Here is a 16,014-nt window from a genome sequence, read left to right as displayed (position 1 = left end):
TTCGAAATACGGGGAACGGTCTGGATTTTCTTTCAAGAGAAGCGTTATTATCTAGTATAAGCGAGCTGGCCGTGGGGCCGGATGCTCCGACTTTGATATTTGTCACCCATCATATTGAGGAGATCCTCCCGATGTTTGGTCAAACGGTACTCATTCGTCGTGGTGGTGTGTTTGCCAAAGGTGATACGCGCGAAGTGCTGACAAGTGAAAGTTTGTCGTCCTTCTTTGAGACCTCAGTAGAAGTGAAACGGCAGAACCAACGTGCCTGGATTTCGTTTCCGTAGACGAGCAAAGGGAATGATAAGTGCTGAGAGTAGTAATAGTATTTAACAACCAAGGAGGTGTTGCCTCATGACAACTCACATCAAACCCAATAGATTAGCCAAGGAAAAGTCACCTTACTTGTTGCAACACGCATATAACCCAGTGGACTGGTACCCTTGGTCGGAAGAAGCTTTTGAAAAAGCGAAGCAGGAAAATAAGCCTGTGTTCTTATCTATTGGGTATAGTACTTGTCATTGGTGTCACGTCATGGCACATGAATCTTTCGAGGACCAAACCATCGCCAATATGTTAAACAAGGATTTCATCTCGATCAAAGTAGATCGGGAAGAGCGTCCCGATATCGATCACATCTATATGGCGGTTTGTCAGGCGATGACTGGACAAGGTGGCTGGCCGCTGACGGTGTTCCTAACACCTGAGAAGAAGCCATTCTTTGCGGGGACTTATTTTCCACGCAGCCGCAAATATAATCGAGCAGGCATGGTAGAGATCATCGCCCAACTTGCAAATAAGTGGACGGAGGATCCTGAGCGAGTTCGCGAGCTTGGGGAGCAAGTGACTACGGAAACGACACAACGGTTGCTAGAGAATCAATCCGGAGGCATGTTGGCAGAAGAAACGCTACATGAGGCATTTCGCTTATATGTGTCCAATTTTGATGCAGAACATGGTGGCTTTGGTACGTTTCCGAAGTTTCCAACCTCCCATAATTTGTCATTCCTACTCAGGTATTATAAGAAAACGGGGAATGAGCAGGCGCTTGAAATGGTTGAAAAAACGCTAGACGCTATGCACCGTGGGGGAGTATATGATCATATTGGGTTCGGATTCGCCAGATATTCTGTTGATGCCCATTGGTTAGTGCCGCATTTTGAGAAAATGCTGTATGATAACGCACTACTGGTGATGACGTATATTGAAGCTTATCAGGTGACAGGGAGAGATCAATACGCCGAGGTCGCAGAGCAAATTATTACGTATGTTCTACGTGATATGACGGACGAAAGCGGCGCATTCTATTCCGCGGAGGATGCCGATTCGGAAGGCGAGGAAGGCAAGTTCTACGTCTGGACGATGGACGAAGTTGAGGACGTGTTAGGCATTGACGAGGGAGATCTCTATAGCGAGATCTATGGTTTGACGGAGTCGGGGAATTTTGAGGGGAAAAATATCCCGAATTTACGCGACACGACGCTGGCGTCTGTGGCAAGGCGGAAGCAAATCCCTCTGGATGAGCTGAAGCAGTGGTTGGAGGCTGCCCGTGTCAAGCTGTTCGCGCATCGCGAACAACGGATTCATCCGGGCAAGGATGATAAGATTCTGACCGCGTGGAACGGTCTGATGATCGCTGCGCTGTCCAAGGCGGCACGCGCCTTGGACAAGCCTTCCTACGCGGCCGCCGCGATGAAGGCAGCGGACTTCCTGCTTCGCGAGCTGCGCCGCGAAGATGGGCGCCTGCTCGCTCGCTATCGCGATGGCGAAGCGGCGTTCCTGGGCTACGTGGACGACTACGCGTTCCTCGTATGGGGACTGATCGAGCTGTACGAGACCACGTTCGAGCTGCGCTTTCTCCGTGAAGCGGTCCAGCTGAACGCAGAGATGCTTCGTCTCTTCGGCGACGAAGAGAGGGGCGGGCTCTTCTTCTACGGCAGCGATGCCGAGCAGCTGCTCACCCGCCCCAAAGAGATCTACGACGGCGCAATGCCGTCGGGGAATGGTGCAGCCGCGCTCAACATGCTGCGGCTGTCTAAGCTGACCTACGACGCGAAGCTGTCGCAGGCAGCGGAAGATCAGCTCCAGGCGTTCGCTGGAGCTGTCAGCAAGTACCCGCCGGGCCACGCGCTAACGCTGGCCGCGCTTGATTTCGCTTATGGCGCAGCCAGCGAAATCGTGATCGCCGGCGACCCGGCTAAGCCCGAGACACAGCACATGCTGCGCACGGTGCAGCGGCAGTACCTGCCGAATGCACTGCTGGTGCTTCATCCGCCGGGCGCGGCAGGCGAAGAGGTGCGCCAGCTGATTCCGCTGGTACAAGATAAACTGCCGCTCGGCGGCCGAGCAACAGCGTATGTCTGCGAGAATTTTGCCTGCCAAGCCCCAACACAAGCTGTAGAGGAGATTGAAAATCTCTCTTGACTCTAGAATCTCTTTTCTTGATAATTTATCCGTACTCGAAATGTCTCCATTGAAAATCTCTTCTCAGACGGCTGATAATAATTATCATTATTGGTTACAATAGTGTTAGAAACATAAAAAGAGGCCCGAAGGCCTCTTTTCAAACTCTCTTTCAATCTTTAGTCATCTCAAAGATGAACTAAACCTTGGATTCAAATGTTTTACAATCCGTTTCTTCCGAATTGCGCGCTTGATCACTACCGTGGTGGCTCACGATCGAAATCGAGCTAGCTTTGCATTTGTTTTCATTGGCCCAATATTTGCAGGAATTCACTTCACACATTACATCTTTTGCCATGTCTCTTTCACCTCCCTTACGTCTTAGGGTGGGCGAAAGAGGCCTCTTTTTATACATAGCACTAAAAATACTTCAGGATAGGGAACGTAGATCCCTTATTTATGCAAAAAGGGCCAATTTCAAACCTAAAGGGGAACGTTATTCCCTTATTTTTCCTCAAACACGTCTAACCCACTCAAATCCAACGAATAGCGGAACCACGTTCCCCTTCACCGCCAAAACTCCCGTTTATCCGAAAATAGAGCACTGACGTTCCCTCAGACATATAAATTTGTTGGAGCAGGATCTAGAGTGATGCCGATGGGCTGGCGGAAATTGTGTGATGTAAGTTAGCGCAAGGAATAGGAACAAATGTCCCGGCAGTCCGAATATACTTGAAGTAGCGCATCAACGAACTTCAAGGGGATGAAGAGATGGCCGAGAAGAATGAGTTACAAACCTGTGTCAGATGCAAATACGTTGCCGTGAAGGAAGACAGGTATTGCATACGTTGTGGGGCGCCGCTCAAGAACAAATGCACCAAAGAGAAATCCCTTATGCACAAGGGATGCTATAAAGTTAATAAGGCGGATGCCAAGTACTGTGCGGATTGCGGTACGGAAACGACGTTCAGCCAGCTGGGACTCATCTAGTTGGAGTAGGGGGTTTACCCAATAAAAAACCTGAGACAAGGACGAAGTCCTCAACTCAGGTTAATTTGTCTTCTTACCCATCAGTATTGTTGTCTTCTTACCTGACAGGTTAATTTGTCTTCTTACCTATCGCTCTTTTTCCCCTCACTTACTTCTTCTGCAACACAGCCTGCCATAGATCCGGTGTATCATAACCTAAGCGCCAAGCCGCGACACCAGCGATATCATACTTTTTAGCGATATCCATACGAGCCGTGACGGTTGCTTGATTCTCCAACCAGAATACGAATGTGTAACCATTTTCTTTGTACTCAACCTTATATTGCCCGAATTCGTTGTCCCACGTTTGCGTGGTCGATTTGGAAGCCATCAGCGCAGGAATGTCTTTCATGAGAACAGTGCGATTCCCGACTAAAGCTCCTTTGGCATCCAACTGCCATTCGCGTACATAATACKGGATGCCTAGAATGATTTTATCCCGCGGAATACCGTAGGAGAGGAACTCTTGAACTCCGCCATCAGCCCAAGGAATACCAGCAACCGAACCAGGTGAGGTGCTTCCTTTCCAGAACTGATCGTAGGCCATGATCACCATGTAATCGACGATTCCACCAAGCTTCTCATGATCGAAAGCGGAAAGATGATTCCATTTCACGCTGCCGCGCGGTAAGTCAATAGAAATGACTAAACCTTTCGCATGCGCAGCGTCTGTCAATTTGGAAATAAACGCCGTAAAGGCATTGCGATCAGAACCCGCTAAGCTTTCGAAATCAACATTGATCCCTGGAACTCCCAATTGCACAGAACGATTAATCAAAGTCGTAATAAACTTGTCTTGGGCAGCACTGTTTGCAAGGAATTGTGTTGTTAAGGTAGAGCTGAATTGATTGCTAACCAATGGATATACGGTGTAACCGCTTTTTTGCAACCATTTGACCGTATCAGCATTCGACGTATCTTTCAGATTACCTGTGTTATCTGCCAACTCGAAATAGGAAGGAGAATCGACATCAAGTCCAATCGTATTGGAGACATGAGCTTTAACAACCTCTGCACCTGAGCTGCCGTTCCATCCCCAGACTTGCAGCTTTTTGAAATTATCCCAAAGTGTACGATTTTCCAACGTTTGAATGGAAGCATTACTGTACAGTTTCCCATAGGAAAGGGCTTCTGGAAGGGTTCGGAACTCACCAATTAGATTGGCGCTCTGATACACTTGATAAGAGGCATAATTGTTCCAAATCTTACGGCCTTCGCGGTAAATGGTGCTGTGTCCCCATAACTTTGCATAACTAATGGCTTCATCAATGGATGTAAATTCCTGAAGAAAAGCGTCATTTTGAAAAACTTTATATGGTTTAAGATTGCTGTACACCGTTTGTTTGGAGTTGCTATTTACGACAGTGGAATTCCCCCATTTGAGAGCCTCTTGAATCGCATCCTCTAAGGAAGCAAATTCCCAATTTGAAGCTGAAAATGTACCTTGATATACCTTATATACTAGGCTGCCTGAACGATTTGCCTCTTTCACATCTTGGGAGATGTTATCCCAAATCCATCCGTTCGAGTTCAAATCGATAATATGCGCATTTCCCCACTTTTTGGCTTCCGCAATGGCGTCTGTGAGACTCGTAAACTTCCACGAATCCTGCGTAATTTCATTTTGATAGAGTTGATATCGCGCATAATTGTTCCACACCCAGCCCGTGGATTGTAAATCCCGAACACTTGCGTTTGTCCATTTCTTGGCTTCTGCGATAGCCTCATTCAGTGTGGCGAATTGCCACTCCGGCAGGGTAATATCTTGCTGATAAACCTGATAACGAGGGAGATTGCTCCAAACCCAAGTCCGTGAGCCTATTTCTTCTACGTGGCTGTTCGAAAACCATTTGGCATACGCTTCTGCCTGTGCATACGTTGCAAATTCCATAAGGACTTGATTGTACTGGTAGACGCGGTATTTCGTCGTTTTGTCTATGCTGGAAGGACTATTGCTAGCTGCAAGAACGGTTGAAGGTAACGTCATGGAGAGAAGTAAAGTACCGCTAAGTAACCATTTTCCGATTTTCATTCTTTCGCCTCTTTCTAGTAAGCTACTCTATTGGACGCATGAACTAGTAGATTGGTTGCGCTTCCGACTAGCTGGAAGTTCATGGGTGTCCGCGCGAAATTGGACGATGACCTGACTTTTTAGTAACATGAGAGATATTGGTTTACCGTGATGAACTTAAGGTGAGGGGAATACAAATGACGCAATATCCAGAGGCATACACCGATTATTTATGTTATTTTCACGGAGCGCGGGATTATTTCGAATGTCATGAAGTGATGGAAGAGTATTGGAAAGAGCATCCCAAGGATCCAGCAAGATTAACGTATGTTGGGCTTATTCAAATAGCCGTGGGGATGTATCATAGCCGAAGAGGGAATTATGCGGGTGCTGTGAAAATGCTGCAAAGTGCAGCAAATAACCTCCAAGCGGAGGAAGTTCGCACGTTGGGACTAGACGAAGTGGAACTCCAGGCAAGAATTGAGCATGCTTGGCAAGCGATCGGAACCGAGAACTATCAATTTGTAGATATGAATTTGCCTATAGCGGATCCTGAGCTGTTGCACTTATGTTTAGAATTATGTCAGCTCAAAGGGTGGAACTGGCAAACTCCAAGCCTGATGTCTGATGAGATGATTATTCATAAGCACACGCGAAGAGATCGATCCGAAGTGATTGAAGAGCGAGCGAGACAACAAGTTATTCGAAAGGAATTAGGTGAAAACCGATGAATTCGGAAGGTAAAATTTTAGTCGTTGAAGATGAACCTAATATTTCTGAAGTTGTTAAGTTATATTTGGAGCATTCGAATTTTGAAGCTATTCAATTGTTTCGCGGCGGTAATGTACTGAAGACCATCATAAATGAGAGACCTAGCTTGGTGCTGCTTGACATTATGCTGCCGGATATTTCAGGCTACGAGTTGTGTGAGGAAATTCGAAAAATGGACGCTCCTTTTCATCATACACCGATTATTTTCTTAACTGCGAAAGGGGAGTCCTTGGACAAGCTGAGAGGTTTTAATTTGGGTGTAGATGATTATTTAGTGAAGCCTTTTGACCCGAACGAGCTCATTGCGCGGATTAAGGCCGTACTTCGGAGAACGATGCAACCGCCTGCTGAGATGACAGGTCCTCAAAGCTCTCCGCGTAAATGGTTGGAAATGGGTAATATTATGATCGACTTAGAGCAATATCGTGTTACGGTTGGAGGCAATCGTATTGAATTAACGCCTAAGGAGATTGAACTATTGTTTTTCTTAATGAGYAACCCTGGTCGAGTATTTACTCGTGAGGATTTACTGGGGTATGTGTGGAATTTTGACTTTACAGGAGGCACGCGTACTGTAGATGCACATGTGAAAAACCTTAGGAAGAAGTTAGGCCAGCATGAGACTTGGAATATTCAAACACTATGGGGGATTGGATACTCATTTGAGGTTGTTCAGCATGTTTAAGCGTTGGGTCATGGGGAAGTACAATAGCTTATATATTAAACTATTCCTTTCTTTTCTCGCGACCTGTGTGCTTTTTTTTATTGCGCTATTCGTGTTTTGGAATTCTTATTTTACCGATCTTTTTTATAAGGATAAAATCGAACTTCTTGACAAAAGAAATACGGAAATTATCCGATTATTGGATTCGGTTCAGGATGGCACGATTTCTACACGTGAGTTGAAATATACGGTTCGGATTTTAGCCAGAAGCATTAATGGACAAGTCTGGCTCGTAGATGAGAAAGGGAACATTTCTAATGGTTCTTCGGATAGTGAAGGAAGAGCGATTCCGAAGCAGATGGATGCTTTGTTCATTGATGGTTTGCACGGCCGTTCAGGACATAGCATGATAAGTTTAGTAACGCCGGATGGGACGCGAAATTTATTTGCTTACTATGCGCCCTATCAATTGAACGAACAACCGATGGTCATCATTCTTCATTTCCCTGCAGGTGATATTCGTGAGGTTATCTCTGCAGTACGTCTGAACCTCTGGTTACCTTTACTGTTTTCTCTCATCGCAGTTGGCATTATCCTGTTCGTTGTTTCCAGGAAACTTGCAGGGCCGCTGCAACAAATGAATCGTGCAGCTTTAGAATTGGCTCATGGAGATTTCAAGACGCGTGTACCTGTCAATTCACAGGATGAAGTTGGGCAGCTGGCTAGAAGCTTTAACTTTATGGTGGAGAAATTAGAGGAGTGGGAGGAGACGAGGCAAGAGTTTCTGGCTAATGTCTCTCATGAGCTCAGATCACCTTTGACATCCTTACGTGGTTTCATCGTTGCCATGAATGATCATATTATTCCGCAAGAGAAGTATCCGCATTATTTACATATATGTGATCAAGAGGTACAGCGGCTGCAACGACTTGTCACAGATCTTCTGGACCTTGCTCAGATACAAAATGGGGTGGATGTATTTCGATTACGCCCTGTTGACATCATCGAATCCGTAGAGGACTCACTCGAGTTATTGAAGCCTGCTATTGCGGAAAAGAACATTTCATTGCATCTCATTTTGCCTGATGAAAATACGGATGGTTGTTTCGTGCAGTTAGACCCCGATCGATTTGCCCAAATCATTCGTAATTTAATGTATAATTCGTTGAAATTCACCCCAGAAGGGGGGACTTTAACTGTCGCATTAGAAGAGCTTGAGAAAGAGGTTCATTTGTATATTAGAGATACAGGGACTGGGATGACGGAAACCGAATTATCACGAATCTGGGATCGATTCTATAAAGCGGATGAAGCTAGAACATCCGATTCGGATGCTATTTCGGGAACTGGGTTAGGACTCACCATTGTCAAACATCTGGTCACGGGGATGAAAGGCAACGTTTCCGTTCGCTCCCGAATTGGTGAAGGTACGGAGTTTCGCATCGTTTTTCCAAGGAAAAAAGAAATGTTCACAAAATCGTCACAATAGTATCATACTTCATACACATTTATCGCCTATCCTGTTGCTGATGGATAGGTTTTTTTGTGGAGGTGTATGTTAGTTGATCATTCGTACTCGCAGTAGTTTGCTGTGTTTGATCCTCACGACCTTCTTGTTAGTCGGATGTACCAAACAGGATATTGGACAAGCCGAATCCTCTGCAACTGGGAACCCGACTATGCCTGCTTCCACCCAAGTCTCGCAAGAGCTCCCTATGGCTGAAGATGTACAGAATGCAACAGAACAGCGGCTGGTTATGCTATTTCAAGGGTTAATCGTGATGGATCGACAACCGTTATTAGCATTGACTGCAGAGCAATCTCGATCCATTTTGCCCATCGTACGCAAAAGTGAAGAAGAAGGCAGCATCGACGAATCCGAACGTAAAGCAATCATCCAAGTGTTAACGAATGAACAGAAAGATTACMTGGATGAACAATCGAAACTATTGAGGCAACGTATCGCGGAACGAGTGAAAACTCACAAGGAAGCGTTAACGGCGGCGGAGAGGGAACGATTTGTAAACGCTTTCGAAAAAAGGAGGAAGTCTGAGCAGCGGGTTGAAGCTGGTGTGACAGAGCATGTAAACAATGTTGTGCCATCTCTGGATACACGAGGAATGGGGACCAGTATTGAACAGCAATTAATCGATTTGCTGATCTCGAAGTTGTAAGGTCATGTACAAGCGCACAAATGCTAAGGGGGAAGTAACAGAATGAAATTTTTTCGCAGTAAATGGTTCATTTTGATTGTGGCAATTCTCGTTTGCGCTGGTGGTTCCTATGCGTATCTAGCCAAAGGGAAGAAAACGAAAGCAGCAGAGACCAAAGAAGTTACGGTTGATGTTAAAAAAGGGAACATTCGCTCCTCCGTTTCGGGAACAGCTCAATTTGAGCCGAAAGATACCCAAACCATTTCGTCGACGGAAAATGCTAGCATTAAATCGATTAACCTGACACGTAATCAAGCAGTTAAAGCGGGAGACGTGCTGATCGAGTTGACAAGTTCAAACTTGGAAAACGATCTTCAAGATGCCAAAGTGACTTATGAGCAATTGGAGAAAGATTTGAACACGAAGCAGCAACAAAGAGGAATAACAGGCGTAAAGGCGCCAATTAGCGGCAAATTAACGTATGCCAATATTGATGTTGGCGCAACGATTAATAAATCTACGAAAATCGCTACGATTGGCGATGCAAGTACGCTAACAGTAAGCTTGCCATTTTTTGTGGAGGATGCTGCACAACTACATAAAGGCGATATCATAGACATAACCGTAGATGGTTTCATGATAACCAAAACAGGAACGATAGCGGCCATTTCCAAAGACCCGAAATCGGATGGTAAGGGTGGCAAGCTTGTCGATATCGATATTCAAATTAAGAATGACAATTCCATGGATGCAGGATTGAATGCCATGGGATCTGCAACGATTGGCGGACGTACGGTTGACTCTCAAGGGAAAGCCGCACTTCAGTACGTGCAGGTTGCTACAATACTGGCAGGTACGACAGGCAGTATCTCCACAATGCCTTTCAAAACCGGGGTAATTGTACATCAGGGTGATCTGCTAGCCTCCTTCCTGAATGACACCTTAGACGATGATATAACGACGGCGCAAGCTGCACTAGAACGTCAGAAGTTGAAGGTGGATGCGGCACAAGATCGCGTAACTGCTCTGAAAATTCTCGCTCCTTTCGATGGTGTATTCTCCACAGATTTCGTGAATAAAAAAGTGGATATTCTTAGCAACTTCCGACCAGGAACAAGGGTTACAAGCGGAACTCAGTTTGGTACAGTAGCAAGTTTTGCCAAAATGCAGCTTCCTGTCCAAGTGGATGAGCTTGATTTGCCGAACATTAAAGTTGGAATGAAGGCGGAAATTAAAGTTGACTCCTTCCCAGGTCGCACATTCCCAGCAGAAGTGACACAAGTTTCTACGGTAGGTACAACGACGAACGGTGTAACGTTCTACGATGTTATCTTAGCCACAGAAAATAAAGATAATGTGTTGAAATATGGGATGACGGCAACTGGCGAAATTCTGATCCAAGATAAGAAAGATGTCCTTTATATCCCGCCAGAAGCGCTTCAGCTGCAACGTGGTAAACGTGTTGTAACGGTGAAGAAAGCAGATGGAACGTCAGAACCAGAACATGAAGTGAAAATTGGTATTCGTTCGACAACACAAATCGAAATCACGGATGGTCTTAAAGAAGGCGATAAAGTCGTATTGCCTGCGGCTGTTAAAAGACAGCAAAATTTAAGCCAAGACGAGATTAATCGCTTAAGACAGCAATTCCAGCAAGGCGGCGGTGCCGGCGGAGCAGGTGGCTTTGGCGGTGGTGGAGCTGGTGGCTTCCAACAAGGTGGTGCAGGCGGTGCAGGCGGCGCTGCCGGTGGTGGCAATGCCGGAGGCGGAGCTGCACAGCGTACGCAAGTTGGCGGTAATGCCGGTGGCGGTAACAGATAAGGCTGCCCCTGAAAGGAGCTATTGCTTTGAAGAATATCATTGAACTGAAAGATATAACGAAAACTTATAGGCGCGGTGAGGAAGATCTTCCCATTCTGCGTAACATATCGTTAACAGTTGCCGATGGCGATTTCGTTGCCATTATCGGTCCCAGTGGATCCGGCAAATCGACATTAATGAATACGATCGGCTTGTTGGATGTGCCAACATCAGGCAGCTATACCCTGGACGGTGTCGTTACGGAGCGTATGAGTGATAATGAATTGGCTGAGCTTAGAAATCAGAAAATCGGCTTTATTTTCCAGCAATTTAATCTGCTTCCTAGACTAACCGCGATGGAAAATGTTGAGCTCCCGATGATCTATGCTGGCATTTCAAAGAAAGAGCGCAAGGAACGTGCGAATGCGATGTTGAAAATGCTCGGCATGGGCGAACGTGGTCATCACCGGCCAAGTGAGCTGTCAGGCGGTCAACAGCAGCGGGTAGCCATTGCACGTGCGTTGGCCATTTCACCTTCGCTGATTCTAGCGGATGAGCCGACAGGTGCTTTGGACTCGCGGACAGGTGAGGAAGTACTGGAGCTTATCCTGCAGCTGAATGCACAAGGTAACACCATTGTTCTCATCACGCATGATCATCATATCGCGAATAATGCGAAACGTGTCGTCGCCCTTCGCGACGGCGTCATTGTCGATGACTACCGGAATGACGCGAAGAAGGCTCTGTTGCAGCAAGAGGTGAGCGTATGAAGGTAAGTGAACTGATCCGGATGTCGCTTCGGACGATCATTTCAAGTCCGCTGCGTACATTTCTGACCATGCTTGGCGTAATTATTGGCGTAAGCTCAGTTGTCACACTCGTTTCCATCGGACAGGGAACTTCGGAAGCTATTGCGAAGCAATACGAGAACATGGGAACAAATTTGCTCGTTGTAACGGCGACGGGGAATGGGCGTGCGACACAGCTCGGTTACGAGGATTTGATGAATTTTGAGAATTTCCCAGAATTCAAATCCATAGCGCCAACGATGTCCAAGAATGGTTCGAATGTCAAATATGATCGTACGCAAGAAAAATATAATGTATTGGGAACGAATGACCGCTATTTCGACATCATCAAAGCTACAATCGACAAGGGTCGAAATTTGTCGCCTACAGACCTTGAATTTCGTTCGAATGTAGCCATTTTGGGCAGTGAGGTCACGAAGAAATTTTTTGGGACATTGAATCCAGTTGGTGAAAATATCAACATTGATGGTGTTGTTTTCAACGTGATCGGTACACTCAAGGAAAAGGGCTCCAATATTGGTGGTGCTTCTGTAGATAGCTCTGTGATCGTGCCGTTAGAATCTGCTAGACGTCAATTCAAGCTGGGTCAAATTCGAACAACGTATGTGGAAGCACCTACGAAGGACGATATATATACAGCGCAAGAGACGATGAAGCAGTACCTGACGTATAAATTCAAGAGCGATACTGGATTTGTACTTACGAATCAGGACGAGCTGTTGAAAGCACGGACTGAAGCAACGAACACCCTTACGAATCAATTAGTGGCGGTTGCCTTGATTTCCTTACTCGTCGGTGGAATTGGAATCATGAATATTATGTTAGTTACGGTAAGTGAACGAACACGTGAAATTGGGATTCGCAAATCAATTGGGGCTAAGCGTCGTAATATTTTGCTTCAATTCCTAGTGGAAGCGGTCGTTATTAGTGGTATGGGTGGATTAATTGGACTGCTGCTAGGTATCGGATTCTCGTATGCCTTGCCATATTTTAGTCCGAAGCAATCGACAAGTCTTTCCTTTGATGTAGGCCTTTATTCTTTCTTATTCTCGGTATTAGTCGGAGTGATTTTTGGTTTATATCCGGCAAACAAAGCATCTAAACTGCGTCCGATTGACGCATTGCGTTCTGACTAAATGTAACTACAAGGAGGACTCTCAGTGATCCAACAACGCAAGATGAAACGACTGCTCAGCCGTTCGGCTTTATTGCTAACCGCTGCAAGCTTCTTAACTCTTCCTCTGGCAACATCAGCTTTCGCAGGCAAGGAAGGTGTATTTCTCAGTGATTCCGTCTATTTTACTTTGGATAAAGTGTCGTTATCGGTTGGCGCCGAGGATGGCTCGCTTCGTTTCTCATTAGGCTTGAACAATCATAGTGACGGCATCGTCGATTTCAATAACTATGGCGTAAAAGTCATTGATGGAAATGGCATTACGTATACAGCGAAGCTAAATGAGAAGGTTGTTGCGCGTGTGAAAGCAGGAGAGACGGGGACCTTTAAATTTACGTCGGAAGTCCCGAACAATCTGACACCTTCCGAATTGAAAGTTGATATTTTCCGATGGAATAATAACTCGACATCCGATATCGGTGCGCTTTCTGTCGAATCAGCGATGGTCGAAACAGGTCAAACGTTGGAACAACAAGCCGTTATTAATTTAAAAGAGATTGATACGACCCTTGCTGAGGAAACATTAGTTACCGCTAAATTAGGACAAAGCTATAAGGCGTACAAAGATGGCGTGTGGATGGTATACACGAATCTGACGTTGTCCAATGAAAGCAATGCCAGCGTGAAGCTGCCTGACGGTCTAGAACTCAATTTCCAAGATAGCAAAGGGTTGACGTATGGCGCTCAATTTGTTGCTAACGTAGGCGCCCTGCTACCTGAACAGCCTGTGACAGTAACGCTCCAAGCAGCTGTTCCTGCTTCACTGGATACGAATCACTTGTCATTGCTTTTCTCCCCAAAAGGAAAAGTGAAAACGACACTTCTGGGTACTTTGAATGCTGCGAAAACTTTCTCAGTAGGCCGTCTTAATGATAAAATTGCCTACCCGAATAAAGATGAGAGTGATGCTTTAAACGGACTAGTTATGTCGACCTCATGGGCATCAGCTGTTCAGCAAACCGATGGGTTACATGTGCAAGCGAATGTGACCTTGACGAACGAAAGTGATGGCATTGTTACAGTTCCTAACTTGACTGGAGAATTCCAGGCGAGTCGCAGTAATGTAGGTGTGACATCGAGCGATAATACAGTTCGTTCTGCCTACTTGTCTCCGAATGAGTCGACGACGTTCCATTTCCAAGGTGTTGTACCCGCTTCGCTAAATGCAGACGCGTTACAACTGGTCGTGCTGGAGAAGCAAAGCGCGGTTGCTTCGACAACAAACGGAACGGGTACGGGTACTGGAGGCGCTGGAGCTGGTGCTGCAGGTAACACCGATAATTCGAAGCAAGTTGCATCGCTGCCCGTTTCCGTGACTTCACTTGCAGGTGCAGGTGTTGCTGGGAAAGCGACAACTTATGCTGCTGCGTCAGCCTATAAGATCGGTGATCCATTTAAGCTAGCCTCGACGAATAGCATTGATTCGAATATGGACATGTCGCTCGTTGAGCTAGGAATGAGTGTGAACACAGACTTCGGGTATAAGACGGTTGTTGCGAAATATAAATTAACGAATAAAAGCACGACAACATTGGCTTTGCCGGATTTCCAAACCGATCTGACGAATGAAGATGGCTACACCTATACAGGTGTGCGTCAAACCAATGTGGCCAAAAACATTGCACCAAACACGAGCTATGTGTTGAATTACTCCTATATGGTGCCAGATAGTGAGGATGCAGATAAACTTGCACTAAATCTCTATGATACGAATCGTATGGCCGTCGGTTCTTACAAAACGGAAGTGCAGCCAATCCCAGCAACGGGACCAATTTCTGTGTATCCATTTACGATCGATTTCGACGATTACTCACTTAGCGCTACCTATAGTAAAGATGGGTCGTATAGTTATCGTTTACGATTGGATCTAGATGTTCAGCGACAAGCTCAAGTTATCACGGATGCGAATTTCTCTTCACTTGTGTTTGAGGTTGTAGATACGGAAGGACGCTTACTGAGCTCCAAACCAATGACCTTCACAGGTCAGCAAAGAATAATGTCCGGCGTTCAGTTCCTCGAATTTACCAATATTAAATCTGAGCAGCTGAATACAGGCTCCTACTTCAACATTTATGAGGTTACCTCTACTCCGAATGGTGAAGCCAAACGCTTGATCCGTACGATTAAGCCATAACGGTTACCAAAATAAAAAGAGTAGGTCCAGTTTAGAACTGGATCTACTCTTTTTGGTAGGCTACAACAACTCTGGTGCAGGCGGATATGCCGCATCAACGAGATCTAAGCGACCTGTTTCTGGGTCGATGATCATCCCGTGCACGGGTAAGTTTTTGGGAAGTAATGGATGATTTCGAATAATATTAACGCTTTTCTCAATGCCCTCTCGAACATGATTGAAGCCGGTCAGCCATCGCTTCAAGTCAATACCAGCATGTCCCAGTGTTTCAAAGACATCGTCGGAGATGCCTCTGGCCTTCGCATTGGCAATAACGGCTTCCGAATTGAGTCCTGTCATACCGCAATCATAATGCCCGATGACGAATACTTCATCAGCCTCCAGTTGATAGACAGCGACAATAATACTGCGCATAAGACTGCCGAAGGGGTGAGAGACGATGGCGCCAGCATTTTTAATAATTTTGGCATCTCCATTATGAAGATTCATCGCCTTAGGAAGTAATTCGACAAGCCGCGTATCCATACAAGTGATGACAACCATACGTTTGTCTGGAAATTTCGTGGTCAGGAACTCTTGATATTGCTTGGTTTCTACGAAATCCTTGTTGTAGCTTAAAATCTCATTGACTAAAGACATGGTATTCCCTCCAGGTAAGTTGATGTGCTGCATGTCTATGTTTGTGCAGCTTTATCGTTTATCGACTAAGCTCATACCCGCATTGTAAATCTGATTATTACTCTTCAGTATATAGGATTTATTGCCTTCATGGAAGTCGATTTTCATGTTGTCCTCGAAAAAGATCTCATCCTTCGCTTTATATATCAAAGGAAACGTATCGGTTACAGCGGAAATATCATCAGCATTTGCCACAGAAACCAACCACAAAGTAGGTACACCATTCACGGAGCAGCCACAGCCTTCGGTATCAAAAACAAGCTTTAGTAAGGTGTTATTTTGCTCCATCCAAGGCGTTAATCGTTGTCTAGCTGTATCGGTAAATCTAATATTCATAAGGTCATCTCCTCACTTAGTTGCACAACAAACAGCCTGTTACATGAAGGCTAGT

Annotated in this window: 14 protein-coding genes and 1 pseudogene; 11 read left to right on the top strand and 4 right to left on the bottom strand. The window is 45.7% G+C overall.

The annotated features are described in order from the left end of the window. Window positions 1-14 precede the first annotated feature (14 nt). Window positions 15-284 (top strand): annotated as a pseudogene (locus tag AB4114_RS00645) (molybdenum ABC transporter ATP-binding protein); the annotation flags it as partial. Window positions 285-351: 67 nt separating this feature from the next. Continuing rightward, window positions 352-2,421 carry a thioredoxin domain-containing protein gene (locus tag AB4114_RS00640; RefSeq protein WP_441986666.1) on the top strand — a complete coding sequence of 690 codons (2,070 nt, stop codon included), beginning with the start codon at window positions 352-354 and terminating at the stop codon, window positions 2,419-2,421. 178 nt (window positions 2,422-2,599) lie between these two features. Here AB4114_RS00640 and AB4114_RS00635 read toward each other — a convergent pair whose 3' ends face one another. Further along, window positions 2,600-2,758, bottom strand: coding sequence for a DUF1540 domain-containing protein (locus AB4114_RS00635; RefSeq protein ID WP_082593545.1), 159 nt, complete (start codon window positions 2,756-2,758; stop codon window positions 2,600-2,602). 413 nt (window positions 2,759-3,171) lie between these two features. On the opposite strand from AB4114_RS00635, the gene AB4114_RS00630 reads away from it, so the two are divergent. After that, a complete protein-coding gene (locus tag AB4114_RS00630) occupies window positions 3,172-3,390 on the top strand; it encodes a hypothetical protein (RefSeq protein ID WP_056620823.1) in 219 nt (72 codons plus the stop codon). A 148-nt stretch (window positions 3,391-3,538) separates the two neighbouring features. Here AB4114_RS00630 and AB4114_RS00625 read toward each other — a convergent pair whose 3' ends face one another. Beyond that, window positions 3,539-5,461 carry a glycosyl hydrolase family 18 protein gene (locus AB4114_RS00625; protein WP_441986665.1) on the bottom strand — a complete coding sequence of 641 codons (1,923 nt, stop codon included), beginning with the start codon at window positions 5,459-5,461 and terminating at the stop codon, window positions 3,539-3,541. 176 nt (window positions 5,462-5,637) lie between these two features. Between AB4114_RS00625 and AB4114_RS00620 the strand changes: the two genes are divergently transcribed. The 8 genes from AB4114_RS00620 to AB4114_RS00585 all read left to right on the top strand — a co-directional run bounded on the left by AB4114_RS00620 (window position 5,638) and on the right by AB4114_RS00585 (window position 14,945). Continuing rightward, window positions 5,638-6,171 carry a DUF309 domain-containing protein gene (locus AB4114_RS00620; protein ID WP_441986664.1) on the top strand — a complete coding sequence of 178 codons (534 nt, stop codon included), beginning with the start codon at window positions 5,638-5,640 and terminating at the stop codon, window positions 6,169-6,171. Then, on the top strand, window positions 6,168-6,896 hold the full coding sequence (locus AB4114_RS00615) for a response regulator transcription factor (RefSeq protein WP_441986663.1): 729 nt from the start codon (window positions 6,168-6,170) through the stop codon (window positions 6,894-6,896). Before AB4114_RS00620 ends, AB4114_RS00615 begins: the two co-directional genes overlap by 4 nt. Next, complete coding sequence (locus AB4114_RS00610) at window positions 6,889-8,364, top strand: ATP-binding protein (protein ID WP_441986662.1); 1,476 nt, start codon at window positions 6,889-6,891, stop codon at window positions 8,362-8,364. The genes AB4114_RS00615 and AB4114_RS00610 overlap by 8 nt, the downstream gene beginning before the upstream one ends. A 73-nt stretch (window positions 8,365-8,437) precedes the next feature. After that, window positions 8,438-9,049 (top strand): hypothetical protein, encoded by a 612-nt coding sequence (locus AB4114_RS00605; protein WP_441986661.1) that lies wholly within the window; start codon window positions 8,438-8,440, stop codon window positions 9,047-9,049. A gap of 42 nt (window positions 9,050-9,091) precedes the next feature. Then, on the top strand, window positions 9,092-10,849 hold the full coding sequence (locus AB4114_RS00600; protein ID WP_441986660.1) for an efflux RND transporter periplasmic adaptor subunit: 1,758 nt from the start codon (window positions 9,092-9,094) through the stop codon (window positions 10,847-10,849). Between the two features lie 26 nt (window positions 10,850-10,875). Continuing rightward, window positions 10,876-11,598 (top strand): ABC transporter ATP-binding protein, encoded by a 723-nt coding sequence (locus tag AB4114_RS00595; protein WP_441986659.1) that lies wholly within the window; start codon window positions 10,876-10,878, stop codon window positions 11,596-11,598. After that, window positions 11,595-12,773, top strand: a complete 1,179-nt coding sequence (locus AB4114_RS00590; RefSeq protein WP_441986658.1) for an ABC transporter permease — start codon at window positions 11,595-11,597, stop codon at window positions 12,771-12,773. The genes AB4114_RS00595 and AB4114_RS00590 overlap by 4 nt, the downstream gene beginning before the upstream one ends. Window positions 12,774-12,797: 24 nt before the next feature. Then, entirely contained in the window at window positions 12,798-14,945 is a 2,148-nt protein-coding gene (locus AB4114_RS00585) for a hypothetical protein (protein WP_441986657.1), read from the top strand. 60 nt (window positions 14,946-15,005) lie between these two features. Here AB4114_RS00585 and AB4114_RS00580 read toward each other — a convergent pair whose 3' ends face one another. Continuing rightward, window positions 15,006-15,584 (bottom strand): beta-class carbonic anhydrase, encoded by a 579-nt coding sequence (locus tag AB4114_RS00580; protein WP_441986656.1) that lies wholly within the window; start codon window positions 15,582-15,584, stop codon window positions 15,006-15,008. 51 nt (window positions 15,585-15,635) lie between these two features. Then, window positions 15,636-15,959 (bottom strand): iron-sulfur cluster biosynthesis family protein, encoded by a 324-nt coding sequence (locus tag AB4114_RS00575; protein WP_441986655.1) that lies wholly within the window; start codon window positions 15,957-15,959, stop codon window positions 15,636-15,638. Window positions 15,960-16,014: the final 55 nt, after the last annotated feature.

This window comes from Paenibacillus sp. 2RAB27 (assembly GCF_052115445.1).
Taxonomy (GTDB): Bacteria; Bacillota; Bacilli; order Paenibacillales; family NBRC-103111; genus Paenibacillus_E.
This window is presented reverse-complemented; position numbering and strand designations above follow the sequence as displayed.